The sequence below is a fragment of the Rhodococcus sp. 3258 genome (genome assembly GCF_031456475.1).
GTDB lineage: Bacteria > Actinomycetota > Actinomycetes > Mycobacteriales > Mycobacteriaceae > Rhodococcoides > Rhodococcoides fascians.
The window spans coordinates 70,507-96,508 of sequence record NZ_JAVDUT010000011.1; the positions used below are offsets into that span (position 1 = coordinate 70,507).

Genomic DNA, 26,002 nt, shown 5'->3' on the forward strand with positions numbered 1-26,002 from the left:
GTCTCTATGCGATGTGGGGGCCTGCTCGGGCGTGGGATTGTCTGGGTTGTCGGTAGGGGTCGACGGTGGCCGGGGGTACGAACCAGGGGTGTTGATCGGTGCCGATGAATACTTCCCAGTCGGAGTGGTGGATGAGTCGGTGGTGGAATCCGCACAGGAGGACGAGGTTGTTCATGTCGGTGGGGCCGCCGTCGGTCCAGTGCCAGATGTGGTGACCTTCGGTCCAGGCGGCGGGTTTGCCGCAGCCGGGGAACGCGCAGCCGTGATCGCGGGCGGTCAATGCTCGTTTCTGTTTCGCGGTGACGGTGCGCGCGGTGCGGGCGAGGTTGAGTGGGTTGCCGTTCTCGTCCATGACGATGGCGGTGAGAAGACAGTCGCAGGCGAGTTGGCGGGAGGTTTCGCGGGAGAGCGGGCCCATCCACGGCAGCCAGCCGACGGTGGTGCCGTCGCCGAACAGGTCCCGATACGCGCTGCGATCCTGGCTCGGTCCGGCAGCGCTGTCGGTCTCGAGTTCATTCGCCGCGTCCGACTCGGTCGGGTCGGATCGTATTGGGTCGGAGTGGATCGGGTTGCCGGCGTCGATGTCCACCGGGTTGGCTGGATCGGCGTTGTCGGATTCTGCTGCTGTGCGGGTGGTTTCGTCGTCGGTGATGTCGTCGCTGTTCTGACCGCTCAGGCTCTGGAGGTCCTGCAACCGGATGTGCAGGTTGATGTGCGGTCTTTCGCCGCCTTCGGTGGGGCGATCCTTCGAGGCGAGGTAGTGGTCGAGGATCTGCCCGAGTGCCTCGGCGCGTCGCCTCGCGGGACTGCGTTCGTCGGGGGTGCCGTCGGCTGCGGGCCGGGGTTCGGTCAGCGGTGAGAGTGCGGTGAAGAGCTTTTCTGCGGTGACGGCATCGAAGTCGGCTTTGAGGCGGAGGCGTTGGTTGAGCATCTTCGATGCGAACAGTTCGTTGCGGTCGGTGTCCTCAGGGGGCGGCTTGTCGCTGCCGTAGGTGTCTTCGAGTTTGGTGATCGCTTCACGGATCTTGTCGGTGCGTGCCCCGGGTCCGGTGGCGGCGGTGATCATGGCTTTGCGGGCGATGTCGCGACCCTCTTGCGGGAGGTTTTTCGGGGGTGTTTCGGCGAAGGTGAGGATCAGGGCGGCGTGGTCGACGGACATGACGCCGGTGTTGACGGCGTCGGCGATGTCGGGGAAGTTCTTCAGTCCGCGGGCGAGGGCGACGATCTTGGTGGCTTTGCTGGGGGTGAGGAGGGTGGTGGAGGTGAGCCACCCTGCGGGTCCGGGGAAGCCGAGTTTCTCTCGGCTCACGCGGGTGTCGATGTCGGCGACGAGAGCGATGCGCCGTGCTTCCAGCAGTTGGATCTGGTGGGAGACCGCGGCAGCGTCGGCGAGCAGTTCTGCTTCGCTCAGTTGCCAGATCTCCGTGGTCATAGGAGTAAGTGTATCGAACGTGTGTTCGATGCGCAATGATGGTGCAATCGAAAACTATTGCTGTGCATAAGGATTCGATAATCCGAACCTGTCGGTGGCGCATGGTAAAGGCTCGATCTCTCCGACGATCGCGCCAGACCGCCATTCTGCCGCGACAGGAGCTGTGGAACACGGCCGGCTCCCGTGGCAGCGCCTCACTAATAGTGGTGCGCGTTGCGCAGTCGATACCAACAGAGACCAGTCGACAGGGTCCGGCCGTGCACAACTTGCCGGGGCGCGTCAGTACACCTCGCGTTGACGTTCCTGTTCCAGCACCTGCTCGAGGTCGTTCAATCGGTTCATCGACGACACCTGTCGCGCGGTGCGGTGGTTCAGTGCCAGCATCTCGCGGTGTCGGTGGACGAAGGCCCAGTAGCCCGCGGTGAAGGGGCAGGCGTCGTCACCCAGCCTCTTTTTCGGATTGAATTCGCATGTGCCGCAGTAGTCGGTCATGCGGTTCAGATACGCCCCGCCCGACGCGTAGGGCTTGGTGGCGATCAGTCCACCGTCCGCGTGCTGGCTCATGCCGATGACGTTCACCGGCATCACCCAGGCGAATCCGTCGACGAAAGCCGTGGCGAACCACTCGGTCAACGCTCGTGGGTCCCAGGCATGTTGCAGCGCAAAGTTTCCCAGGATCATCAGCCGCGGAATGTGGTGCACCCAGCCGCGGTCGCGTACGCCGTCGACGGTACTGGAGAGGCACTTCGCTACCACCGCGTCGCCGTCCAATTCGAGAAGCCAATCCGGCAGCGGCTCATGGGCTTCGAGTTTGTTCCGTTCGAGGTACTCCGGCCCCATATGCCAGTAGAGGTGCCACACGTATTCGCGCCACCCGAGGATCTGCCTGATGAAACCCTCCACGCTCGCGAGCGGGGTGCCGTCGCGATGGGCGTCCTCGGCGGCGTGCGCCACGTCCAACGGTTGCAGCAGACCGAGGTTGAGCGGGACCGACAACAGCGAGTGCGACATCGTCCAGTCGTCGGCCATCACTGCGTCCTCGTATTTGCCGAAGTCGTCCAAGCGGTAATCGATGAAGTGCGACAACGCTTCCGAGGCCTCGGAGGCAGTCACCGCGAACACTCGTGGCCCGTCGACTCCGACTGTGTCCAGCTCCCACGAATCGAGATCGGCACGCACCTCGTCGTCGATGGCATCTTCGGTCGGCCACCACGGTTCTTCCACGCCCAGGGTCAGCCGACCCTTCGGGGGTGGCGACTGATTCTCGGCGTCGAGGTTCCATTTGCCAGAGACCGGGTCGGCACCGTCCATCAGCACATCGAATCTTTTGCGCTGCTCGCGGTAGAACGTCTCCATGCGAAAGGTTCCGCGCTCGGCCGCCCAGTCGGCGAACTCGGCCCGGGGGAGCGCGAACATCGGCGTCGGCAGAATTTCCGAGACCAGACCCTCCTCGTGCAAGGCAGCGACGAACTTCTCCGCCGCATGCGAGGTGGGCTCGAACACCACCACGGGCTTGCCGTACTCGGCCAGGGCTTCGCGATACGTCTCGGTCTGCAGGTAGGTGACGCGATCACCCAGCTCGTCGGCCAGATGACGCATCCCGGACAACACCAAATGGAGCTTCTGTCGGTGGTATCGCCGGCGTCGAAACACGCGCCGGGACTCGATCATCAGCACGTCTCGCTCGGCATGCTCGTCCACGGAGTGAAAATGCGGGCCGAGCTGATCACCGAACAACCACAGAGCGTCCATTCTCGGAGTGTTCTCCCGCAACGACGACGGCAAACCAGCGTCCGCAGCATGGCCGGCTGGTGAACACTGTGGCCGACCCAGGCGCGCCTTACTTGACCACCGACGATCCATCGCATGGACTGACCCGATGCCCGCTGATTCTGCGCTGTCCAGAAGAACGTTTCTTCGCTCGTCGTCGGTGGCCGTTGCCGTGGCCGGAGTCGTCACGACACTGCCCGCGGTCGCCCACGCCCAAGGCAGCGACCGAGGCTTTCTGCACGGGGTGGCATCGGGAGATCCGTTGCCCGACGCGATCATTCTGTGGACCCGCATCACCCCCACGCCCGACGCCACCCCAGGCTCCGGCGTCGGCCCGCAGGTATCGGTGACGTGGCGCATCGCCCGGAACGTAGACATGAGTGGCGTCGTCGCCTCCGGAACCGTCGTCACCGGCCCCGATACCGATCACACCGTGAAAGTCGACGTCGACGGCCTCAGCGCAGACACCACGTACTTCTACGATTTCCGCACGAACGACGCGGCGTCGGCCGTCGGGACCACGCACACCGCCCCGGCCAACGATGCCGACATCGATGCGATGCGTTTCGGCGTCGTCTCGTGCTCCAACTGGGAATCGGGCTACTTCGGTGCCTATCGCCACCTGGCAGCCAGGGGAGACCTCGACGCCATCGTCCATCTCGGCGACTACATCTACGAGTACGAGACGGGCGGCTTTCCGGGGCGCGACGGCGTCGTCCGGCAGCATTCGCCCACCCACGAGATCGTCACCCTTGCCGACTACCGCCAGCGGCACGGTCAGTACAAGTCCGACCCGGATCTGCAAGCAGCGCACGTCGACGTTCCGTGGATCTGCACGTGGGACGACCACGAGTCGGCCAACGACGCGTACGACGGCGGTGCCGAGAACCACACGCCGGCCACCGAGGGCGATTGGTACACGCGCAAGGCCAATTCGGAGAAGGCCTACTACGAGTGGATGCCGGTCCGGGCAGCAGGCACTGCCACCAACCGTCACCTCTACCGTCGGCTCCGGTTCGGGAACCTCCTCGAGCTCTCGATGCTGGACCTGCGCACCTACCGTTCGCAGCAGGTGTTGCCGTTCAACGGCCCCGAGGTCGATTCACCGAACCGCACCATCACCGGTGCCGAGCAGATGCAGTGGCTCACCGACGGCATCGTGTCGTCGCCGACGCAGTGGAAGATCGTCGGCAACCCGGTGATGATCACGCCCACTCTGATCCCACCGCTCGATCGAGACGCAGCCAGGGCCGTCACCTCGCTCCTCGGAATCCCGGAGGGCGGCTTGCCCTACAACGCAGATCCCTGGGACGGATACACGGCCGACCGCCGCAAGCTGCTCGGTGCCATCGTGGACGCAGGCGTCGACAACACCGTCTTCATCACCGGCGACATCCACTCCGCTTGGGCCTGCGAGGTACCCCTCGACGCAGCGCACTACGCAACGACGGAACCGGCTGCCACGGAGCTCGTCGTCACCTCGGTGAGCTCGGCCAACATCGACGATCTGACACACACTCCGCCGCACACGCTGGGCCGGGTCGCCGAGGAAGCGTTCAAGGCGCTCAACCAGCACGTGAAGTTCGTCGACCTCGACAGTCACGGTTTCGGCGTCTTCGAGGTCACCAAGACGGCGGCTCGAATGGACCACTGGTTCCTCACCGCCAAGGAGGATCCGCGGACCGGCGTGTACTGGGGAGCGGGCTTCACCGTCGACTCCGGCACCCAGCGGCTTCGGGCGGCGGCACCGCCACGGGGCTGACCCGCCATACTGGACGGCGTGGCTGTACCGAAAATCGTCCTGTTCTACGTGTTCACTCCATTGCCAGATCCCGAGGCGATCCGGCTGTGGCAACAGACGCTGACCGCGTCCAACAACCTGACCGGACGCATCCTCATCTCCGAACACGGCATCAACGCGACGGTGGGCGGCGACGTCGACGACGTCAAGAGGTACGTCCGCGGCACGCGCAGCTACCCGGCCTTCAAGTCGGCCGACATCAAGTGGTCCGACGGCCTCGGGAACGACTTTCCGCGATTGAGCGTGCGAGTGCGCGACGAGATCGTCACGTTCGGAGCCCCAGGGGAACTGAAGGTCGACGCCAATGGCGTGGTCGGCGGTGGCGCTCATCTGAGCCCGCAGCAGGTGCACGAGCTCGTCGATTCCCGCGGTGACGACGTGGTTTTCTTCGACGGCCGCAACGCGTTCGAGGCGCAGATCGGCAAGTTCAAGAACGCGGTGGTGCCCGACGTCGAGACAACGAAGGACTTCGTGTCCCAGCTCGATTCCGGTGCCTACGACCATCTGAAGAAGTCGCCGGTGGTCACGTACTGCACCGGGGGAGTGCGGTGTGAGGTCTTGTCCTCGTTGATGGTGGCTCGCGGGTTCGAGGAGGTCTATCAGCTCGACGGCGGAATCGTCCGGTACGCAGAGACTTTCGGCGACGACGCGCTCTGGGAGGGCTCGCTCTTCGTCTTCGACAAGCGGATGGCACAGAACTTCTCCGACCACACCGCCGTCATCGGTCGCTGCAGTGCCTGCGGCAACCCGACGTCGCGGTACCAGGACTTCGACGGTGATGCCGGCCGTGGGCTTCGGTTGATCTGTCTCGACTGCGCCTGAGTGATGCTGCCTTTTCGAGACGGTCTCGCGCCTCTGAGACTGCTTCTACCGCATGGTGATCCGTCCGCCACCATCGTCGAATATCTCGAACGTGAGATGCCCGACGACGATTGGCGTCGGGCAATCGGCGACGCCGAACTGGTGGACGAGAAGAGTCGGCCCATAACTTTGGACACTCGCTACCGCGCCGGTAGCCAGGTGTACTTCTATCGTGTTCCGGCGCACGAGGTTCCGGTGCCGTTCGAGATCGGCATCCTGCACGAGGACGAAGATCTGCTGGTGGTCGACAAGCCACATTTCCTCGCCACCATCCCGCGTGGTCGGCACGTCACCGAAACCGCGACCGTGCGGCTGCGCAAGCAGTTCGACTGCCCCGACCTCACGCCCGCGCATCGACTCGATCGCGCCACCGCTGGAGTGCTGCTCTTCACCAAGACCAAGCATGCCCGACGGCCGTATCAGGAACTCTTCTCGACGCGCAACGTCACCAAGGAATACGAGGCCGTCGCGGGTTTCGATGCAGCACTGCAGTTTCCGTGCGTCGTGCAGAGCAGGATCCTCAAGGAACACGGTGTCATGACGGCGTACGAGGAGCCGGGGGAGCCGAACAGTGAGACCCGCATCGAGCTCATCGACACTCTCGGCGACCTCGGCCGCTATCGACTCTTTCCCAAGACGGGTAAGACCCATCAGCTGCGAATCCATCTGTCGTCATTGGGGATTCCCATCGTCAACGATCCGTACTATCCGGTGTACACATCGACTCCCGCCGACGACTTCACTCGGCCGTTGCAGCTCCTGGCCCGGGCACTGGACTTCATCGACCCGCTCACCGGCGAACAGCGGCGATTCGCCAGCGCCCGAGAACTCCAGCTCTGACGCCCAGGAGTCGTTCGTTCGGACGATGGTGACAATTCGGGCGCGAGGTTAGCGTGACGAGCAGACATGTCCGATGGAAGCACAGAGGAGAACTGCGTGAAGCGTCGTATTGCTGTTGTGTTGGGAGCTGCCGTCATCGCCATAGCGTCGCCAGCGGTCGCGGTGGCCGATACCGGAAGCGCGAGCACCGGTAGCGCGAACGGAGTGTCGAGCTTGTTCTCGGATCTGTCCCGGTTGTGGGAGGCCTGCTCGGTGACCATCTTCACCGGTCAGTGCACCGGAATCGTCGCAACGGACGTGACCTACTGGTAGTGCACGCCCTGCACTGAACCCCCAACCGACAAACGCGCGCGCATTCGCCGGACGCTTACGGAACAGGTAACCATTCCGCTCGCATCCAGCAAACGCGCGCGCGTTTGCGAGAAACCCAGGCCCTACTTCGCCAGCGACCGCGCCATTCCGCGTTCGACGGCGGCGACCAGCTGCGGTCGCAGTTCGGCGGCGGGGACGATGTGGTGCACCGATCCGACGCTCTGTGCGCGTTGAATGTTGTGGATGGCCTCGAATTCGGCTGCCACTTCACCCAGTTTGGCGTTGCGGGCGTTCGCTCGCACGGTGGCGAGTTCGACGCGCAGTGCCGAGCGAGTGGCGTCGTCCTCGGCCGCGTTCAGTCGTGCTTCGAGCTCCTTGACGTCGGCGTCCGCTGCGGTGCGGGCGTTGACGTCGCGGGTGAACACCACTGCGGCTGCCGGGGCACCGCCGAGTACGGAGGCGAAGGAGCCCTCGACCGCGAGGACCTCCATGTTGTCGTTGAGTGCTCCGGAGAACACAACGAACGCGCCGCCGTGGTAACGCGAGACGACGCAGAACACGACCGGTCCGTCGAAGTTGACGATGGCGCGGCCGATCTCGGCTCCGTATTCGAGCTGGATGTTGCGCAGCGATTCCGGTGATCCGTCGAAGCCGGAGAGGTTGGCCAGCACCACGATCGGCCGGCTTCCGCTGGCGGCGTTGATGGCGCGTGCGGTCTTCTTCGACGAGTTCGGGAACAGGGTTCCCGAGGTCCACTGATCGGGGCCGTCGGACGGGAACCAGCCCTTGCGGGGGATGGCTCGCGATTCGATACCGATCACACTCACCGGGATTCCGGCGAGGTGGGCGTCGAACACCACCGAGGTGTCGGCGTCGGCCATGTCGGCCCACCGCTCGAGCACCGAGTGGTCCTGGTCGACCACGGCGCGCATCACGGTGCGAATGTCGAACGGCTTCTTGCGGTCCGGGTTGGTGACCGAGGAGAAGATGTCGCCGACGGTGGTGAAGTCGCTCGACGGGTGGACGTGCGGGTAGGTACGCACGTCGCGCTCGGTCGGGTCGGCCGTGGCTGCACGGCGTGGGAAGCGTTCTCCCGGTGCGGCATACGCGTGATCGTAGTGAGCGAACAGGATGTCGCATGCGGCCCGCAGGTTCGGTGCCCAGTACTGCGCCTGGCCGTTGGGGCCCATGACGCGGTCGTAGCCACCGATACCGAAGTTGTCCTCGGCCGAGACGCCGCCCGAGTAGTCCAGGGACTGCTTTCCGGTGAGCACCATCGCACTATCGGGGGTCATCACCAGAATGCCCTTGGTGTGGGTGAGCATCGTGGCTTCGGCGTTCCAGTACGGCTGCGCGCCGACGTTGATGCCCGCGACGACGATGTTGATCTCTCCGCCGGCCTGGGTGAAGGTGATGATGCGACGCAGGCCGCGCGAGACCCAGTCCATGTTCTCGGTGCCCGATTCCATGGAAATCGTTGCGCCGGAGGACAATGCGAACCATTCGACGGGGGCGCCGAGTTGTTCGGCGAGGTCGATGGCCGCAACGATCCGCGAGCACTCCGCCTCGGCGACGGTGCCGAGCGCCTTGGTGGGGTCACCGAAGAGTGCGACGCGGGTGATGCCCTCGGGGTACTTGGCGGTCGGGGTGGTGGCCACACCGACGATGACGCCCGCGGAGTTGCGGCCGTAGGGACGATCGACCGGGGCGAGCACGCCGTCGGCGTCGAAGTCGTACTCGGTGAACGTGCCACCGTTGCTGCTGAGCAACGGAATCAGCTCGTACGGGTACACGGTGCCGCGGGCCTGGGACCGCTGCACCTTCTGGGTGTATTCGTCCAGTGGGCGCATCGGCTCGGTCGGCGGCGGGGTGACCTTGGCGACGATGCCGGCACCGGACCGGTACGACAGGCGCAGAGCCACCTCGCGCGGCGTCGCGCCCGGTGTTTCGGCCAGGCGTGCGATCAGCGTGATCTCTTCGAGTCCGGCTCCGATGGTCAGCGGTGCGATGTGCCGGGCGATGGTGGCGATGCGGTCGGCAGGCACGTTCAGTACCGGCCAGACGTAGAGCACGACGCGGTTGGCGTCGAGACGCTTCTTGCCGCGTCCGGCCTGTGCGCGGCGGATGCCGTCGAGGCAGGCTGCGACGGTTCGTTCGATCTCCGGAACGGCGACGATGTTTCCGGCGTCGTCCAATTGTGTTGTGATGCCGCGGATCTCGGCGAGGGCGACGAGTCGCTCGTCGGACGGGTTGGCCTTGGACGTCAGGTGGAACAGGTAGGTTCCGGCGCTGGCGGGCAGGCGAACTCCGTCGAAGTTCTTCAGTCGCCACAGGTCGAGTCGCTGACCGGTGAGTGGGTGCATGTCCCGGATGATGGTGTCCTCGGCGAGGGGCTCGGATCCCTCGACCGTGGTGCGGCGGTACGTCATCTTTCGCGTGACCGCGCCGAACACGGTGACCGTGACCCGGCGCCAGCGGCCGGAGCCGGAGTGGGCGGCCAGAACTTCCTGCAGTCGGGCCGAGAGCACGTCGCCGTCGGCGGGGGCGTCCGGCCACGACAGGTACAGGTCGACGGCCAGGTTTTCGGGCGACGGGCCGGCGATGTCCTCGACAGCGTCGAGAGTCGTTGCGAGGGAATCAAAGTCCGTCGCGGTCGAGATCAGATGCAGTCGTTCGCCCGAGAGCTCGAAGTTGCCGGTGACGAAGTGCTTACCGTCGCGGTCGAAGGCCTTGACATCCTCGAGGGTGCGAATTTCGTAGTACTGACGGGTGATCACCTCGAGCAGAGCACCGGGATCGGTGATCCGTTGTGCCAGAAGCTCGATCAGCGGTTCCGGTGTCGCCACGAGAGCGGCTACACGCGCCGAGTAGTCGGCTGCGTCGGGGTTCTCGGCCAGGTACTGCAGGCTGCCACGGACGCCGTCGTAGACCTTCTCGCGGGCGATCCGGATCTGCGGCTCGTCGAACAACCGGAAGCGCAGGTTGCGGGCGACGTCGCCGATAACGGGGTAGCGGGCCTGAGTGGCACCGATGAGGCGCTCGAGTACCTCGGCCATGGCCGGGGTGGCTTCGGGCTGGGCGGAGGAGTCGCTGAGCCAGTGGCCGAGGAGGGCCGCAATGACCGGAACCTGGTTCTCCATGCGCTGCAGGGCGAGGAAGACGCGGTAGACGGCCTCTTCGAGAGCCGGGGTTCGGCCCTCGTCGATGGCAGCGTCGTAATGCGCGAGCGCGCGAGTGAGCTTGGCGCGGAACGACTCCGGCAGACCCTGGACGTCCGCGTCGAGCGAGTGCAGGAACGAGTGGAAGTGCTCGCGGGGGGAGTGGACTCGCTCGTCGCCCGTCTCCTCGTCCATCGTCGGACGGTTGCGGGAGAGCTCGCAGATGTCGGCGAAGGTGTTCAGCAACGCCAGTTCGGCGGTGACCAGCTCCGAATCGTCGCGTGGCACCTCGGCACGCAGAGTCTCGTAGGTGGACAACAGGTTTCGAGCCCGGGCACCGCTGACGTCGAAGCCGGTGATGAGGGCTGCAAGTTCGTCGAGCCGATCCAGTGCGCGACGCTGCGGCGAGCGCTGCGCGGCGTCGTCGACGCCACGGAACTGCACCCGAGGTGCCTGCTCGGAGACCTTCTGTTCTCCGGCCTGATCGACGCGCAGCAGTGCAGCTCCCGCGTCGACCTGTCCGTTGACCGAGGCCAGGACCTCACGCACGGTGCCCGCGTACGGGGACCGGACGGCAGTTTCCATCTTCATCGATTCGAGGACGACGAGGGTCTGTCCTGCTTCGACCTCGTCGCCGACGGCGACCGGGACGGCAACGACGACAGCGGGTGCAGGCGCGCGGACCAGCCCGGCCTCGTCCTGGGAGATCTGGTGGCTGATGCCGTCGACCTCGACGAGGAAGTGGGCGGCTCCGGCGACGGTGACCACCTGGTAGCGGCGGTCACCGATGACGAGGCGGCTCTCGTAGGTGCCGAGGCGCTCGACGTCGACCTGCAGTTCGCCGATGCCGTCGCTTTCGATGCTGTAGCAGTGAGTTCCGGTCTGGCCGACCTCGAGCTTGTAGGCCTGGCCCTGGTAGTTCAGCTCGACGGTGCGGCCGATGGCGTGTGTCGCGCGTGGGCGGCCGCCGCGAGCGGAGTTGAGGAACGAGGTGCGTTCGCGGCCTTCTTCGGCGTCGTAGGCGTCGATCGCTGCGGCGATGATGGCGATGTCGGCGACGGCGGTCGGCCCCACCTGGGAACCGGCTTCGGTGCGGTCGAGCCAGCCGGTGTCGGCGGAGGCGGAGATGACTTCCTCGCGGTCGAGCAGGCTGAGCAGGAACGACTTGGTGGTGGTGCCGCCGTCGATGACGACCGTGGTCTCGCGCAGTGCGTTGCGCAGTCTCGCCAGCGCTTCGCTGCGGTCGCGGCCCCAGGCGATGACCTTGGCGACCATGGAGTCGTAGTCGGGTGGGATGACGTCGCCCTGGGCGATGCCGGTGTCGACGCGGATGCCGGTGCCGAGGGGGAACTTGAGCAACTCGACGGTGCCGGGGGCCGGTGCGAAGCCGTTGTCGGCGTCCTCGGCGTTGAGGCGGGCCTCGACGGCGTGACCGAACTCGGGCGGGCAGTCGCCGGGCAGTGCCTGGCCGTCGGCGACAAGGATCTGCAGCTTCACCAGGTCGATGCCGGTGGTGTATTCGGTGATCGGGTGCTCGACCTGCAGGCGGGTGTTGACCTCGAGGAACGTGAAGATCTTCTGCTCGGGCTGGTAGAGGTACTCCACGGTGCCCGCACCCTGATATCCGGCGGCCTTGACCAGCTCGGCCGAGGCCGTACGCAGCTGATCGGACTGTTCCTTGGTCAGCAGCGGGGAGCTGGACTCCTCGATGACTTTCTGGTTGCGACGCTGAATCGAGCAGTCGCGCACACCGGGGGCCCACACGTTGCCGTGACTGTCGGCGATGACCTGGACCTCGACGTGCCGGGCGTCGGTGACCAGACGCTCGAGGAATACGACGGGGTCGCCGAACGAGCGCTCGGCCTCACCCTGGGTGCGTTCGAGGGACAGTTCGAGTTCGTCCTCGTGGAAGACCTTGCGGATGCCGCGGCCACCGCCGCCCGAGCGGGCCTTGATGATCAACGGGTAGCCGATCGCCGCGGCGTGGCGACGAGCGTCGGCGCGGGTCTCGACGGGGCCGCCGGACCACGGTGCGACGGGAACGCCGACTTTCTCGGCGAGAATCTTGGCCTCGACCTTGTCACCCAGCAGGCGCATCGCGTCCGCGGACGGGCCGATGAAGGTGATGTTCAAGCGGGCGACCAGGTCGGCGAACGTCGGGTCCTCGGCGACGAAGCCCCAGCCGACCCATACGGCGTCGGCCCCGGATTCCACCAGCGCCGCTTCCAGCACGCCGTAATCGAGGTAGGCCGAGCCGCTCGCCGGCTTACGCAGCGTGACCGCTTCGTCGGCCAGGCGGACGAACATGGCCCGCTTCTCGGCCTCGGTGTGCAGCGCTACGGTGCGGATGCCGTAATCGTGTTCGGCGTTGAGCTCTCGGACGGCTCGGATCAGCCGTACTGCTGCCTCGCCTCGGTTGACTACTGCAATCCGCTTGAACAACGTATCTCTCTTCGCTCGGTGTAGGCGCACATCGCGTCGGTGCACTCGATGGGAGGTGGGTCCGGCTGGGCATGTCCGTTTGATGGTTGTCGGGTCGTTGCGCAGGCTCCGGTCCTGCGCCCATGCAGCACTCCGGTCGACTTATTCTAGCGGCAACCGGACCCTGTGCCGTGCCAACGGCGTTCGGGGTGAGTGTGATTGATCACGAACGAGCCAATTCAATTCTGTGACAACACATTCCGTACTGGACATTTTCTTTGCTCTGCCTCACATCGGATTCGTACTCACGAGTAGCGTTGTCGGGACGCATAATTCGTGATTCCTCACCATCTCTGGCTACCGGCGAGTACATTACCGACGGGTACAGGTCGACGAAGGCGGTTTCGGACGAGCAGCAGGTTGCCGAGGAGGCGTTCATCCGGTGTGTCCGACGCTCTTGTCCGGTATCCGCAACGCGTTGACCCACAGCCTCGTCGCAGTGGCGAGCAGCGCCTCGTAGTCGGCGTCGGGATTGCCGTCCTCGGCGTCGACGACGAAGTGGTTGAACGCGAGACGACTGATCATCGACGACAATGCGCGGGAGGCGAGCAGGGGATCGAGGTCGGTATCCGCCACGCCGCGTTTCTGCAGGCTCTCGATACTGCGTGCATTGCGTCGAACGAACGCGTCGGCGCGTTCGCGGCGCAGGCGGCGAAAGTCGGGATCGATGTTGGAGACCTGCTCGAGCAGTGCCATCAGCTTGGCGTTGCGCCGATATGCCTCGAAGTACGCCCGATTGCTGGCTGCGATCACGGCAGCGGGATCGTCGTGCGGGTCCACCCGTTCCGTGCCGGGGTGCAGCATGTCGTCCCTGGCCTGTTCGAGCACCGCGGCCAGAATCTCTTCCTTGCTGGTGAAATACGTGTAGAAGGTCCCAGCCGAGCAGTGCGCGGCTCTGGTGATGTCGATCAGCCGGGAGTCGAGGTAGCCGCTGTCCTCGAACACGCGTCGGGCGGCTGCCACCAGTGTGGATCGGGTCCGTAGTCCGCGCTGGGTCGTCGGCCGGCGAGTCGGCTGTTCCCCTTCGGACACCGGTGCGGCAGGCATTCAGTCTTTATACGTCATCGCTCACCGCCGTCGGGGCGAACCAGCCGGGTGAACCGCACGCCGCTGTCGAACTGGCGTGAGTGCAGATGCTCGAACCGTCGTGCGATCGGCGGCTCGGGTCCGGTCTCGGGCGCGAACAGCCCGATTCCCCGGCCGAGCACGACGGGATAGACCTTGAGAAACAGCTCGTCCATCTCGTCGACGAGCTGCCCCGCGAGGTGGCCGCCGCCACAGAGCCACACGTCGGCGCCGCTGTCCTCGGCTTTGAGTTCTCGAACCAGGTCGATCGGGTTCCGGCCGACGATCGGCTCGGTCGCGTCCGTCGCGGCAGGCAACGTGTGGGAGAGCACGTACTGCCGCAGATGGGGGTACGGGCTGGTGATGCCGATGTCGAGTGCGGGTTGCAGGGTCGCCCGGCCCATCACCACGGTGTCGAACCGCGCCGGCGGGGCATCGATGCCGAGTGCGGCGCGGACGTGCACCGGCAGCGTCTCGGGCAGCTCGGTCACGATGGCCTCGAGGTGATCACCCTCGGTCGCGAAGCAGTCGTAGGTGCCGTCGGGCGCGGCGATGAATCCGTCGAGTGTGACGGCGATGTAATAGACCAGCTTGCGCATGCGACGCTCCTGCGATCGGCGGGCGGCGCGTGTCCGGACGGGCCGCGTTTTCTGTTGTTGTTCCAAGCAACCGAGTCGGTCTTTGTGACCGAACACTAGAACGCATTCTGTGTGCTCGGACCCCGGTGAACAACTGCTTTTCAACGGCTACTGTGACGCGGGTGCGTAAGCACTGTCCCCTGGCGGGACGGCCATTCGAGCATTTGTGGGGAAACTGTGACGGCTGCAGCGGCTACCGGTCGTGAATACGACGACGAGCTCAAGAGCAGGGTTGCGCGCCTGTTGCGCTTCCTGCGCGAGATAGTCGAGGCGCGGTCGAATCCGGTGCTGAGGTTCGACGATCATGTCCAGGTCGAGTGGCTGTACTCCAGTGAGATTCCGGTTCGTCTCGACCCGAAGGCCGGCCAGGGCGGGGTCGTACTTCGGGCGCCGCGCATTGCCGTCGACGACCCGCCCGAGCCACCGGCGCTTCTGACGGGTTGGCTCGATCCCCAGGTCGTCGGTGACAGTCGCTACCGCGAGATCGAGCTCGCCGACGCGTCGACGGCGGCATCACGTCGTCGCGGCGAGGCGCAGGAGTCCGACGCCGATTTCGATATTCGCAAGGCCTACGAGATCAAGAAGGCTTTCGAGCAGTACTCGGAGTCCCGGAAGCAGTGGGCTCAGGAAGATCGAGACCGGCGGCCCAAGGCAGCGCTGTACCAGGCATTGCAACTGATGATGCAAGAGCTCGCCTCGCGCCCCGAGTCGATCGAACTGGTGGTGGCGTCGGGTCTGCTGACGTCGAGCAACCCCGACCCCCAGCGCAGCGTGCGTACTCACCTCCTCACCCAGTCGGCCGGAATCGAACGTGATGTGCGGACCGGCGACCTGTTGGTTCGACTGGTCGCCGGTAGTACCCCGCGTCTCGAGGACGGCCAGCTGCTCACCGGATCGAAGGACTTCGATACCTCCGGCTCGGTGGCTCTCGCCGAGAAGCTGCACGGCAACGTCGACTCGCCCCTCGGTGAGGGCGTCGAAGAATTCTTGCGTGAATGGGCGACGCGAGTTCCCCGTCACGAGATCGAGGTGCTCGATCGCCTCGGGCCCCCGGGAGCTCTCGCGTACATCGACGACGATCGAACGCTGACGGTCTCACCCGCACTCGTGCTCCGAACCCGCGACTCGTTCGCGCTGGTCGAGTACTACGAGCAGATGATCGCCGATCTCGACGCCGCCGACTCACCGGTTCCGCTGGGCCTCGCGCAACTGGTCGACGCGATCGAGCCGGCCGATCGGATGGCATGGCTCGAACGGACCGGAGCCGGCGCGTCGGCGGCGCTGGCCGAAGATCCTCTGTTTCCGCTGCCGGCCAATGCCGAGCAGTCGCAGATCATCGAACGACTCGGACGCGACAGCGGTGTGGTCGTCGAAGGGCCGCCCGGGACGGGGAAGACCCACACCATCGCGAACCTGATGTCCGGGCTGCTGGCGCGAGGTCAGCGGGTTCTGGTCACTAGTGAAAAGTCACAAGCTTTGCGAGTCCTGCGCGACAAGCTGCCGCCCGAGTTGCAGGAGCTCTGCGTCTCGATCACCGACCTCTCCCGTGGTGGTTCGGACGAGTTGAATCGCAGCGTCGCCAAGATCGCCGAGCGTAAGACCTCGTTCGACGAAGCCAGTGAGCAGCAGAAGATCGACGCGCTCACCACCCGCCGCGCGGCCGCGCTCGCTCGTCGGACGGAACTGCTGAACCGTGTCAGCGCCCTTCGTGAATCCGAAACCGTTGTGCACGAATATGTTTCGGATGGGTACGACGGCACGGTGGCGTCGATCGTACGTAAGGTCAAAGCAGCCGAAGGCGCCCACGAGTGGCTGCCCGGGCCGTTGCTCGCCGACCGGCCACCGTTCGACGGTGCCCAGGTCGACCAACTCCGAGCGCTGATTGCGACCTCCGACGGTGCCCGCGAGCAACGATCGCGCCAGGTGCTGCCGCGTCCCGAAACGATGCTGCCGAATTCGGCCGAACTCGCAGCGCTGTGCCGGCGTGTGCATACGCAGATAGACGCCGTCCCGCCGCTGGCTGCCGACCTGATCACGTTGCTGGGCGGCGTCGAACCTGCGGTCTCGTCCGACATCCGTTCTCTCTGCGAGGAATTGGCGGCTCGCGTGCGAGTGGTCGCGGAGCTCGATGCCACGTATGCGCGGGTGACCGACTCGGTGCTGTCCGGCGAAGCGTCTCACCTGTGGTCGCGGGTCAGCGGAATCGACGACCTCGTTGCCACTGCCGCAGCGTCCGACCGGTACATCGGCGCGCACGACGTGCAGTGCTCGTCCACGTCTGCTGCGACTCTGCAGGCTATGGATGCGCTCGCAGCTGCGCTGGAATCGGGAATCGAATGGAAGCCGCGGTTTCGGCGTAGCGAGGAGCAGAAGACCGTCGAAGCTCTCGGCATCGTCGCCACCGTCGACGGGCAACCGGCGACGAGTGCGATGGCCGCTCGGCTTGTCGCGGAACATATTCGGGCTCTCGACACCGTGCAGACGGCGGCGGTGTTGCTGGCCGACCTGGCGATCGTCGTCCCGCTCGACGGCCCGCGATCGATTCGCGTCAACACCGTTGCGCAGATCGCCGATCGACTCCGTTCCGTAGCGGCCGTGGTTGCCGCTCGTGACGCACTGGTACACCGCCTCTACACGGTGTCGCCTGCTGCGCCGTGGATTCGAAGCCTCGCCGAAGCTCAGGAGATAGCCGGAGCCGCTGCGGCCATCTCCGCGCGCGTCGACATCGACATCGCCCGCGCCGAGCTGGACGCTCTGCAGTTCGCGGTGGCCACTCGTATCGATGCGGGACCGTCGCCCGAAGGTCTGAATCTGGTGACGGCCCTCGGCGCTGCCGATCCTGCAGAATTGGCGGGCGCGGTCTCCGCCTACGCTCAGGCCTGCGCGGAGCAGGAGAATCAGCTGCTGCTCGAGTCGATGTCGGCCACACTGTCGGCAGTCGCGCCGGCCCTGTTCGAGTTGGTCAAGGACACCGCGGCAGATCCGGAATGGGACGAGCTCAGTTGGCAGCTGTCCAAGGCGTGGGCGTGGCGTCGCGCGCGCGAGTGGGTCGGTGAGCAGCACCACGGGGGTCTCGAGCAGCAACTCGAAGCGGAGTTGGCGGCCGCGGATGTCGACATCGCTTATCTCACGACGCGTCTCGCTGCCGCGAGTGCCTGGCTCAACAGCCTGCAGCGGATGACGGCCGTCGAGGTTCGCGCACTGCAGACTTACCGCGAGCACATTTCCAGTATCGGTTCGGGTGCCGGCAAGTACGCCGAAACCTACCGCAGCGCAGCACGATCGGCGATGCGAGAGGCACAGAGCGCGGTGCCCGCCTGGGTCATGCCGCTCTCCCAGGTGCTCGCGTCGATTCCGCCGGTGCCGGGTAGCTTCGACGTCGTCATCGTCGACGAGGCCAGCCAGGCCGACATCACGAGCCTGTTCCTGCTGTACCTCGCTCCTCGGGTGATCGTGGTGGGAGACGACCGGCAGTGCGCGCCCGCCGATGTCCCTCAGGCCGGCACGCTCGAGGACGTGTTCGACCGCCTCGATGTATATCTCCCGGATCTACCGGAGCACGTGCGGGCGACGCTGACACCGCGGTCGAGTCTGTTCTCCATGCTGCGCACCCGGTTCGGTCAGGTGGTGCGACTACGAGAGCACTTCCGTTCGATGCCGGAGATCATCAATTGGTCGAGTCAGCAGTTCTACGGAGACTCGCCACTGGTGCCGGTGCGGCAGTTCGGTTCCGATCGACTGCCGCCGCTTCGGCACACGTACGTTCGCGGGGCGACGGTCACCGGAAAGAACGCCTCGCTCGTCAACCGGACCGAGGCCATTGCCATCGCGGAGCAGATATCCGAGTGCCTCGCCGATGCCGCGTACGACGACCTGACCTTCGGAGTCGTTGTGCTGCAGGGGCAGTCGCAGGTCGACGAGATTCGCAACGAGCTGATCAAACGTATCGGCATCGAACAGTGGGAACAACGCCGCTTGCGAGTGGGCACGCCACCGGACTTCCAGGGCGACGAGCGCAACGTCGTGTTCCTGTCGATGGTGGTGGCACCGGATCAGAACTTCGCCACCCTGACCTCGAACCAGTACAAGCGTCGGTTCAACGTGGCCGCGTCGCGGGCGCAGGATCAGTTGTGGCTGTTCCATTCGGTCACCGTCGATCGCCTCAAACGAGCAGACCTGCGTAACTCTCTGCTCTCCTACGTCACGTCGGTCTCACCCGCTCCCGCCGATCCGATGCCCCAGAACGTCTCGCGCGAGATCAGGAAAGCCCCGTTCGAGACGCTGCTGGAACAGCAGCTGTTCAACGACCTCGTCGAGCGTGGCTTCCACGTCAATCCCGGTGTCGAAGTGAACAATCGGCGTATCGCGCTCGTCGTCACGGGGGAGTCCTCTCGCCTCGCCGTCGAATGCGACGGTGATTCGTTCTCGACCACCCCCGCGCAACGATCGGCGGATCTGCAACGCGAGCAGGAACTCAAGCGATGCGGGTGGACGTTCTGGCGCGTGCGGGAATCGGAGTACCACCTCGATCGTGACGGTGCTCTCGACAGTCTGTGGTTCACCCTCGCGCGATTGGGAATCAAGCCCGGTGCCGTTGGTGCGGAAGGCGGAACGGCGTCCGAGGAGACCTGGACACCGGTACCGCTCGAGTCCTCGCAGTTCGACGATTCCGGGGCTTTCGAGGCTGCGACACGAACGAACGCACCCGTTCGGCATGATTCGGTGCTGTCTCTGTGGACGATGCCTCGCCTCGACATACCTACCGACAACACCGCCGACACCGACACCACGAACGGAACCGGCACATCCAGACGGTCGGGGTCGACCAACGGAACCGGTGCTGCGAACGGTTCGAGCACGATCGACGCGACCGGAGCTCCGCGCGCGTCCACACCCCCGACAGCACCGAAAGAGCCTGCCGCAGATGCGGACTCGGACGGACCGGGTGCATCCGATTCGGTCGATAGCTCCGAAGAAGTGCGGGGCGCGGTCGACGGAGTCGAATCGAGTGGTGGCGTCGAGGAGTCCGAGAGCTCGGTCGACGAGGTGGTCGCCGAGCACCAACTGCCTCTCAACGGACTGCGGGGATACACCACGCGCCGCAGCCCGTAGGTGTAATCCGCGGGAGTCGCGGCCCGTCAGCGTGCAGCTCGTTACCGTCGTAGTCTGGTTCGCGGTATTCGTGCACGTTCGAGCAAAGAGGGTCTCCGCCGATGGCAGATCGACAGACGCAGGGGCTGCACGCCGACAGGGCGGTGCCCGAACGGCCCGGCCGAACACTTCGTCGGAGAATCATGGTCCCGGCCACGGTCGTTGCCCTGTGTGCGGTGCTGTTCGGGCTGCCCATGTGGACCGTGCTGTTCGCGGGGGCGCAGTGGCCGCCGTTGGTTCGGCTGCTCGGCGCGGCACTGGTGATCGCTGCCGCGCTCGCCTTGCCCACCGCGATGTATCTCGGTCACCGGCCCGGCATCGAGGGGGACAGGAAGGACGCCTGGGCGCGTCTCGGCGACGTCCTGCTGGGTCTCGCCTGGATCGCGTTCGTATGGTCGGCGCTCTCACTGTTGCTCAGGCTCGGGCTGTGGGCGGCCGGTGTCGACGATCCATTGCGGTCGCGAATCACGGCGGCGGCGACGGTGACAGTGATCGTCGGCCTTGCCCTCTGGGGCCATTACGAGGCCATGCGCACTCCGCGCGTTCGGCACACGAGCATCAGCATCGCCCGGCTCGGTGCCCGATTCGACGGCCTGCGAGTCGTCCTGGTCACCGACACCCACTTCGGTCCGGTGAACCGAACCGTGTGGTCGAGGCGACTGACCGATGCCGTCAACGCGCTCGAAGCGGACGTGCTCGCGCACGTCGGCGACATTGCCGACGGTTCCGTGTCCACGCGCAGGCAACAGGCTGCGCCGCTGGAATCGATGCGCGCGTCCGCCGCCCGCGTCTACGTCACCGGGAATCACGAGTATTTCGGTGAGGCGCAGGAGTGGCTGGACCACATGCAGAGCATCGGGTGGAACGCGCTGCACAATCGTCATGTCGTGCTGCATCGAGGTGACGATGCCTTGGTCATCGCCGGTGTGGACGACGCCACGGCAGCAGGGTCGGGTGCCCCCGGTCACGGTGCCGATCTGGCTGGGGCACTGGCCGGGGCCGATCCGTCGATCCCGGTGTTGCTGCTGGCCCACCAGCCGAAACAGATCGGCGACGCCGTCCGAGCGGGCGTCGATCTGCAGGTGTCCGGCCACACCCACGGCGGTCAGATCTGGCCGTTCGCGGCATTGGTTCGACTGGACCAGCCGGTGGTGCACGGACTGAGCAGGCATGGAGCGCGTACGCAGCTCTACACCAGTCGGGGGTCGGGATTCTGGGGGCCGCCGTTCCGGGTGTTCGCACCGAGTGAGATCTCGGTCCTGACGTTGGTGGCAGGCTGACGCGTCGGCACCTGGCAGTATCGGACGGGTGAGGCACACGGGAGAGATCCAGGTAGTCGCAACCGATCTCGACGGCACGCTACTTCGTTCGGATCGAACGGTGTCGGCGCGGACGGCAGATGCGATGGCCGCTGCCGAAGCCGCAGGCATCCGGGTGGTGTGGGCGACGGCGCGGGCGCGGCACTCCATCGCCGAGCTTGCGGCGTCGTGCGGGTTCACCGGTACGGCAGTGGGAGCGAACGGTGCGGTGGTGCTGGACCTTGCCGATGGCAGCCCGGTCATCGTCGCGACCAGGTCGGTGCCGACGGAGACGGTCGCGGCTGTCACCTCCGCTGTTCGATCTCTGGTTCCCGGCGTGGCGTTCGCAACCGTGGGAGCCACTCGTTTCGTCGCCGAGTCGCGATACGCGGAGCTGTGCGTCTTCGCCGACCATCACCGCCACCCGCACGAGATGGAGCTGTCGGAGGACGGTCTGTCGGCCGAGCCGACAGTCAAAATTGTTGCACGACACAGTGATACGCCGAGCGAGGAATTGTACGCGTTGGTGGCCGAGGCAGGTCTCGTCGGTGTGGAGCTGACGCACTCCGGGGCACCGTACATCGAGATGTCCGCCGCCGGGGTATCCAAGGCCACTGCTCTGGCGGAGTTGTGCGAACAGTGGGGCGTAGCTCAGGACGACGTGGCAGCAGTGGGAGATGCGCGCAACGACCTTCCCATGCTGGCGTGGGCCGGTACCGCGCTGTGCCCATCGAATGCTGCGGAGCCGGTGCGCGCTGTGGCCGATCGCGTACTGCATTCGCACGACGACGATGCGGTTGCTCGCTATCTCGAAGAACTCACCGAGCGTCGAGTGCAGCGGTAGTCGTTCGCGATACTGTTCTCGGTCGACCGGCCCTCGACCCACCTGGGTCCGACATCACGGATCGCGTTGTCTCCGAACAACAGTGCCCTGCTGTGTGGAGTCGTCGAGGTAGGTTCGGCGGACGCCGGTAGCCTCGGTCGTGCCGAATCGACCACCACGAAGGGCCTGCAGTGAACGACTCTCCCACGACCCGACCGTCCGAACCCACCACGATCGCCGAGTATCTCGACGCTCATGCACTGCAGGTGTTGCCGCTGGACGGCGCTGCGGCGGCCGATCTCGGCATCACGGTGCCGGTTCCCGCGGGGTGGCAGACGCTCGATCCGGCACAGTTTCCCGGTGCGACCCAAGTGACGGTCGAGCCGAACCTGGTGGAGAACGGTTTCGCGCCGAATGCTGTCTTGCTGGTCGGGAAGCTCTCTCGCTCCATCGACCCGGAAGCGTTGATGGCGTTGGGTTTCGGTGACGGGCGCGCGATGCCCGGGTGGGTCGAGCGGGAGGCGAGTACGGCGTCGTGGGTCGGGTGGCCGTCACGGTTCATTCGGGGCACCTACGTCGCCCAAGGGCTCGAGGCTGCGGTGACGACGCGCTACGCAGTGGTCGGCGAGGGAGCTCAGTACTTGGTCCAGTTGACCGTGACGACGCTCGAGTCGCAGCTGGATGCGCTGGCGTTCGACGTCTCTGCGATCAACGACGGACTGACGCTTCCCGCGGCATAACTCATTCGGGTTTTCTATGGCAGGGCCTCGTTATCGCGATTGTAGAACCGGCAGGCTTTCGTTTGACTGGTGACGAACCATTCGAGCGAAAGGTGAAACACCATGCGAGTACTTGTGATCGGCGGAGCGTCGGGAATCGGTAGGGCGGTTGCTACCGAGATCATCGACAGCGGAGGAAGCGTCGTGCTCGCCGGGCGTCGGCCGGATGTCGTGGAACGGGTTGTGTCTGCGCTGGGTGATCGAGCCAGCGCCCTGACTGTGGATCTGAGCGACGAGGAATCCATCGCCGCAGCTGCTGCAACTGTCGGAGCGATCGATCACGTCGTGAGTCTGGCCGCCGATCATGCCAACGGACCCATAGGTGAGCTCGACGTCGCCGATATCCGAAAAGCGTTCGACGCAAAAGTGATCGGGCCGATCCTGTTGGCCAAGCATTTCGGTGGGCACATCTCCGAAGGTGGCTCGCTGCTGTTCTTTTCGGGGGTTGCCGCATGGAAGCCGGCGCCAGGGCTGTCGATCATGTCCACGACTAACGGTGCCGTGTCGTTTCTCGTCGAGGCTTTGGCGGTAGAACTGGCACCGATTCGAGTGAACGCCGTGTCGCCGGGAATCGTGGACTCCGGAGCATGGGACGCCATGGGCGACGGCAAGCAATCGTTCTTCGAGGAGACGGCGCGAGCGAATCCTGCCGGACGCGTCGGTCGACCGGCCGATGTGGTCGCCACCGTGCTGTACGCCCTCACCGCCACCTTCGTCACCGGCACAACACTGCATGTCGACGGCGGTGGGCGTCTGAGCTGAACGAGCCGAACACTGGAGCCGGGTTGCTCGTCGAACCCATGTCGTCACTCAGGCGTCATAGTCCGCGTGTTTTCGGCATGCCGTGGCGAGCGAGGTCGGTGAGAAACCGTTGCACCAGGGCGTCGGTAGGGGAGCCGATCATGGCCACCACCGTCCGGCGAAGTGGCGGGCGCAGCGGTTTGACGACTCCGTCGAACCTCGGCGGCAGCGCTGTACTCGGGACGAGTGCGATGCCCAGCCCCGCCCGAGCGAGTTGTGCTGCTGTGCTGGCACTTCGAGTGCGGGTGGCAACGGTCAGAACCACCTCGCTCGATGCGGCCTCGGCGTCGATCCAGGCGGCGAGCCCGTTGGTCGGGTGGTAGTGCACCACGGGCCGATCGAGCAGATCGGCCCACGACAGGTCGGGCCGGTCGGTTAGGTCGAGGCCCTCGGGGACCACCGCGACCACGTCCTCGGTACCGATCTTGACCACCTCCCCGACGAAGCGCGTCGACTCGGGGCCCACTGCCACGTCGCAATCGCCTCGCGCAACGGCGTCGGCCATCACGTCGGCGCTGCTGTATTCGGTCAATTCGATGTCGACGTCGCGGTATTTACGTGCCCAGGTGCGAAGTGTGGGAGCCAGTACGGGAACGGTCATCGTTTCGACGCAGCCCAACCGGAGGCGACCTTCCGAGCCTTCCGCGCAGGCTCTGCCGGTGCGGATGACCCGTTCGGCGGACGCCAGCGCCGCCCTGGCGTCATCGAGGACGGCAAGGCCCGTGGGGGTGGGGCGGACGCCACGGGGGAGTCGCTGCAGTAGTGGGGTACCGATCTCGTTCTCCAAGGCGGCCAACTGATGTGACAGTGCCGGCTGAGACAGGTGTAGTCGGGTCGACGCCGCGGTGACCGAGCCGCAGTCGACGACGGCAACGAAGCATTCCAAGGCGCGCAGAGTCGGCACCGCACGAGGGTAGGCGATACTGCTCTGCACTACCGCCCGGACAGGATCGAGCGGCGGTGTTTCGTGACACCTGGGTCTGCTGCACCGATCCGGCTAGGGTCGTAGGAATGTCGATCAGAACCGGCCGCGTTCGGCACCTGTCGGTGGTGCCGGATATCCCCGAAGCCGACGAGCCGGCCGAACCCAGCGCAACGGAGGGTGCCGCGCGTGGCCTGGCGAATCTGGTGCTGAGGGTGAGTATCGATCACACGCGGCCGTCGATCTGGCGACGAGTGCGCGTGCGATCGGATCTGTTGTTGTCGGAGTTGCATTCGGTACTGCAGATCGCCGTGGGCTGGGAAGACCGACACCTGCACGCATTCAGTGTCAGAACCGCGGGGGCGACCCGACGGTTCGAAATGCAGGAGACCCTCGACGACGAACCGGACGACGACGCCTCCAGTGAGGAGCGGGTACGCGTCGACGAGGTGTTGACGAACCCGGGATCCGTCATGACGTACGAATACGATTTCGGTGACGGGTGGACCCACACAGTCGAGCTGGAACACGAGGACTCCGATATCGACGACCTTCGTTCGATCTGTCTCGACGGTGCCCGCGCGTGTCCTCCCGAGTCCTCGGGCGGTCCGTCGCGCTATACCCAGGCGCTGGACATCGCGGCAGACTCGTCCGACCCCGAACACTCCGAACTTCTCTCCCAGTGGGGTCCGACGTTCGACCCGGCCCGTTTCGAGGTCGATGCAGTCAACCGCGTGCTGCAATCGGCAGATGTCGGTAGGTCGACGCTCGCCGAAGCTGTGGCGGCCGCACCGGCCATCGGGCGACTGTTCGACCGAGTACGACCCACCCACGTGCCGTCACTGATGGCGTTGCTGCCCCGGTGCGAGCTCACCGTCGAGAGCTCGGTGGACCTGCCGGTTGCCGAGATCGCGATGGCCAAGCTCACCTGGTTTCTCCGAAAAGTCGGCGACGGCGGCGCTGTCCTCACCGATGCCGGCTACCTCAAGCCCGCTTTCGTGGCAGCGATCCGCGACGAGCTCGATTGGGGTCTGGGGTGGGTTGGGTCGAGCAGCCGCGAGATCGACCACCATCAGGTCACCGACTTGCGCGAGGCGGTCCGACACCTCGGGTTGACCCGCATCGCGAAGGGGCGGCTGCTGCGCACGAAGCTCGGCGAATCACTGGCAGACGACCCGATCGGCATGTGGCGCCATGCGGCCTCGCGGCTTCCGCTGGGGAGGGAGACGTACGAGACCGATGCCGCGACGCTGTTCCTGATCTCCCTGGCCGCATCGGCCTCAGCAGCCCACCGTAACGAGATGCTGATCGAGACGGTCTCGGAATTAGGCTGGGCCAGTGAGGATTCCGGTGTTTTCGACGCCAAGTTCGCTGCTCAGACGACCATGAGCTTTCTCGACCTCATCGGTGCCCATGGCCCGAGCTTCTACTTTCGGGAAGCCGTATCGGACTCACCGAGTTGGTCCCGTCGATTTGCGCGCGACGCTTTGTCCAGTTGACCGCCGATTCCGAGGCGTTCGGTGCCGTCTCGGCCGGCTCGACGCGTCTCCAGCGCCCTGACCTGCCGATTTGCGTGTGTGGGGTTGGTGGCGTAACTTTTGTCGAGTCAGAGCGACGGACACCGACCCGGTCTTCACGGACTGGGTGAACGAGGTTGGACGTGTGGCTCGGCAGGTTTTATCCCCCAAGAGTCGGGCCTTGTGTCCGAGACCAAGCTGGGATAGGCTGGAACAGTTGCCCTTGAGGCCGACGGATTGTGTGTTCGTGGGGTTCGAGTGTGTGCGTGTTCTTTGAGAACTCAACAGTGTGTCGATGAATGTCAGTGCCGAATTTTATTTGGTGAAAGCATTCGATGTATCAGCCATCCGCT

General features: G+C 65.4%; 16 protein-coding genes. 10 read left to right on the plus strand and 6 right to left on the minus strand.

Annotated elements, in window-relative coordinates:
• Positions 1-4: 4 nt before the first annotated feature.
• Together J2X62_RS23660 and J2X62_RS23665 are read right to left on the minus strand one after the other, a co-directional pair.
• The gene (locus J2X62_RS23660; protein WP_310183789.1) at positions 5-1,432 is read right to left on the minus strand and encodes a DUF222 domain-containing protein; all 1,428 of its coding nucleotides are present in this window, start codon (positions 1,430-1,432) and stop codon (positions 5-7) included.
• Positions 1,433-1,711: 279 nt separating this feature from the next.
• On the minus strand, positions 1,712-3,184 hold the full coding sequence (locus tag J2X62_RS23665) for a cryptochrome/photolyase family protein (RefSeq protein WP_310183791.1): 1,473 nt from the start codon (positions 3,182-3,184) through the stop codon (positions 1,712-1,714).
• A 127-nt stretch (positions 3,185-3,311) separates the two neighbouring features.
• On the opposite strand from J2X62_RS23665, the gene J2X62_RS23670 reads away from it, so the two are divergent.
• The 4 genes from J2X62_RS23670 to J2X62_RS23685 all read left to right on the plus strand — a co-directional run bounded on the left by J2X62_RS23670 (position 3,312) and on the right by J2X62_RS23685 (position 7,016).
• Positions 3,312-4,964 (plus strand): alkaline phosphatase D family protein, encoded by a 1,653-nt coding sequence (locus J2X62_RS23670; RefSeq protein ID WP_310183793.1) that lies wholly within the window; start codon positions 3,312-3,314, stop codon positions 4,962-4,964.
• An 18-nt stretch (positions 4,965-4,982) separates the two neighbouring features.
• The gene (locus J2X62_RS23675) at positions 4,983-5,825 is read left to right on the plus strand and encodes a rhodanese-related sulfurtransferase (protein WP_310183795.1); all 843 of its coding nucleotides are present in this window, start codon (positions 4,983-4,985) and stop codon (positions 5,823-5,825) included.
• A 3-nt stretch (positions 5,826-5,828) separates the two neighbouring features.
• On the plus strand, positions 5,829-6,704 hold the full coding sequence (locus J2X62_RS23680; RefSeq protein WP_310183825.1) for a pseudouridine synthase: 876 nt from the start codon (positions 5,829-5,831) through the stop codon (positions 6,702-6,704).
• A gap of 96 nt (positions 6,705-6,800) precedes the next feature.
• Positions 6,801-7,016 (plus strand): hypothetical protein, encoded by a 216-nt coding sequence (locus J2X62_RS23685; RefSeq protein ID WP_032383864.1) that lies wholly within the window; start codon positions 6,801-6,803, stop codon positions 7,014-7,016.
• Between the two features lie 122 nt (positions 7,017-7,138).
• Here the strand turns inward: J2X62_RS23685 and J2X62_RS23690 are convergent, their stop codons facing one another.
• The 3 genes from J2X62_RS23690 to J2X62_RS23700 all read right to left on the minus strand — a co-directional run bounded on the left by J2X62_RS23690 (position 7,139) and on the right by J2X62_RS23700 (position 14,319).
• The gene (locus tag J2X62_RS23690; protein ID WP_310183797.1) at positions 7,139-12,616 is read right to left on the minus strand and encodes a carboxyl transferase domain-containing protein; all 5,478 of its coding nucleotides are present in this window, start codon (positions 12,614-12,616) and stop codon (positions 7,139-7,141) included.
• A 414-nt stretch (positions 12,617-13,030) separates the two neighbouring features.
• Positions 13,031-13,702: a TetR/AcrR family transcriptional regulator gene (locus tag J2X62_RS23695; protein WP_094694037.1), complete on the minus strand. Its 672-nt coding sequence runs from the start codon at positions 13,700-13,702 to the stop codon at positions 13,031-13,033.
• A 14-nt stretch (positions 13,703-13,716) separates the two neighbouring features.
• Complete coding sequence (locus J2X62_RS23700; RefSeq protein WP_310183804.1) at positions 13,717-14,319, minus strand: dihydrofolate reductase family protein; 603 nt, start codon at positions 14,317-14,319, stop codon at positions 13,717-13,719.
• Positions 14,320-14,535: 216 nt separating this feature from the next.
• Here J2X62_RS23700 and J2X62_RS23705 point away from each other — a divergent pair, with 216 nt between their 5' ends.
• The 5 genes from J2X62_RS23705 (at position 14,536) to J2X62_RS23725 (ending at position 23,171) form a co-directional block, all read left to right on the plus strand.
• Complete coding sequence (locus J2X62_RS23705) at positions 14,536-19,470, plus strand: AAA domain-containing protein (RefSeq protein ID WP_310183806.1); 4,935 nt, start codon at positions 14,536-14,538, stop codon at positions 19,468-19,470.
• 101 nt (positions 19,471-19,571) lie between these two features.
• Positions 19,572-20,789: a metallophosphoesterase gene (locus J2X62_RS23710; RefSeq protein WP_032364879.1), complete on the plus strand. Its 1,218-nt coding sequence runs from the start codon at positions 19,572-19,574 to the stop codon at positions 20,787-20,789.
• 28 nt (positions 20,790-20,817) lie between these two features.
• Positions 20,818-21,651, plus strand: a complete 834-nt coding sequence (locus J2X62_RS23715; protein WP_222069191.1) for an HAD family hydrolase — start codon at positions 20,818-20,820, stop codon at positions 21,649-21,651.
• A gap of 170 nt (positions 21,652-21,821) precedes the next feature.
• Positions 21,822-22,370 (plus strand): LpqN/LpqT family lipoprotein, encoded by a 549-nt coding sequence (locus J2X62_RS23720; protein ID WP_057472880.1) that lies wholly within the window; start codon positions 21,822-21,824, stop codon positions 22,368-22,370.
• A 102-nt stretch (positions 22,371-22,472) separates the two neighbouring features.
• Positions 22,473-23,171 carry an SDR family oxidoreductase gene (locus J2X62_RS23725; RefSeq protein ID WP_032364877.1) on the plus strand — a complete coding sequence of 233 codons (699 nt, stop codon included), beginning with the start codon at positions 22,473-22,475 and terminating at the stop codon, positions 23,169-23,171.
• Between the two features lie 55 nt (positions 23,172-23,226).
• On the opposite strand, the gene J2X62_RS23730 is transcribed toward J2X62_RS23725, so the two are convergent.
• Positions 23,227-24,114 (minus strand): LysR family transcriptional regulator, encoded by an 888-nt coding sequence (locus J2X62_RS23730; protein ID WP_032364898.1) that lies wholly within the window; start codon positions 24,112-24,114, stop codon positions 23,227-23,229.
• Between the two features lie 107 nt (positions 24,115-24,221).
• Here J2X62_RS23730 and J2X62_RS23735 point away from each other — a divergent pair, with 107 nt between their 5' ends.
• A complete protein-coding gene (locus J2X62_RS23735; protein WP_032364876.1) occupies positions 24,222-25,631 on the plus strand; it encodes a plasmid pRiA4b ORF-3 family protein in 1,410 nt (469 codons plus the stop codon).
• Positions 25,632-26,002: the final 371 nt, after the last annotated feature.

Coding starts and splice junctions, on each gene's coding strand:
- J2X62_RS23665 (WP_310183791.1), bottom strand. CDS start 3,184: ATGGACGCTCTGTGGTTGTTCGGTGATCAGCTCGGCCCGCATTTTCAC.
- J2X62_RS23695 (WP_094694037.1), bottom strand. CDS start 13,702: ATGCCTGCCGCACCGGTGTCCGAAGGGGAACAGCCGACTCGCCGGCCG.
- J2X62_RS23700 (WP_310183804.1), bottom strand. CDS start 14,319: ATGCGCAAGCTGGTCTATTACATCGCCGTCACACTCGACGGATTCATC.
- J2X62_RS23710 (WP_032364879.1), top strand. CDS start 19,572: ATGGCAGATCGACAGACGCAGGGGCTGCACGCCGACAGGGCGGTGCCC.
- J2X62_RS23735 (WP_032364876.1), top strand. CDS start 24,222: ATGTCGATCAGAACCGGCCGCGTTCGGCACCTGTCGGTGGTGCCGGAT.
- J2X62_RS23725 (WP_032364877.1), top strand. CDS start 22,473: ATGCGAGTACTTGTGATCGGCGGAGCGTCGGGAATCGGTAGGGCGGTT.
- J2X62_RS23670 (WP_310183793.1), top strand. CDS start 3,312: ATGCCCGCTGATTCTGCGCTGTCCAGAAGAACGTTTCTTCGCTCGTCG.
- J2X62_RS23680 (WP_310183825.1), top strand. CDS start 5,829: ATGCTGCCTTTTCGAGACGGTCTCGCGCCTCTGAGACTGCTTCTACCG.
- J2X62_RS23660 (WP_310183789.1), bottom strand. CDS start 1,432: ATGACCACGGAGATCTGGCAACTGAGCGAAGCAGAACTGCTCGCCGAC.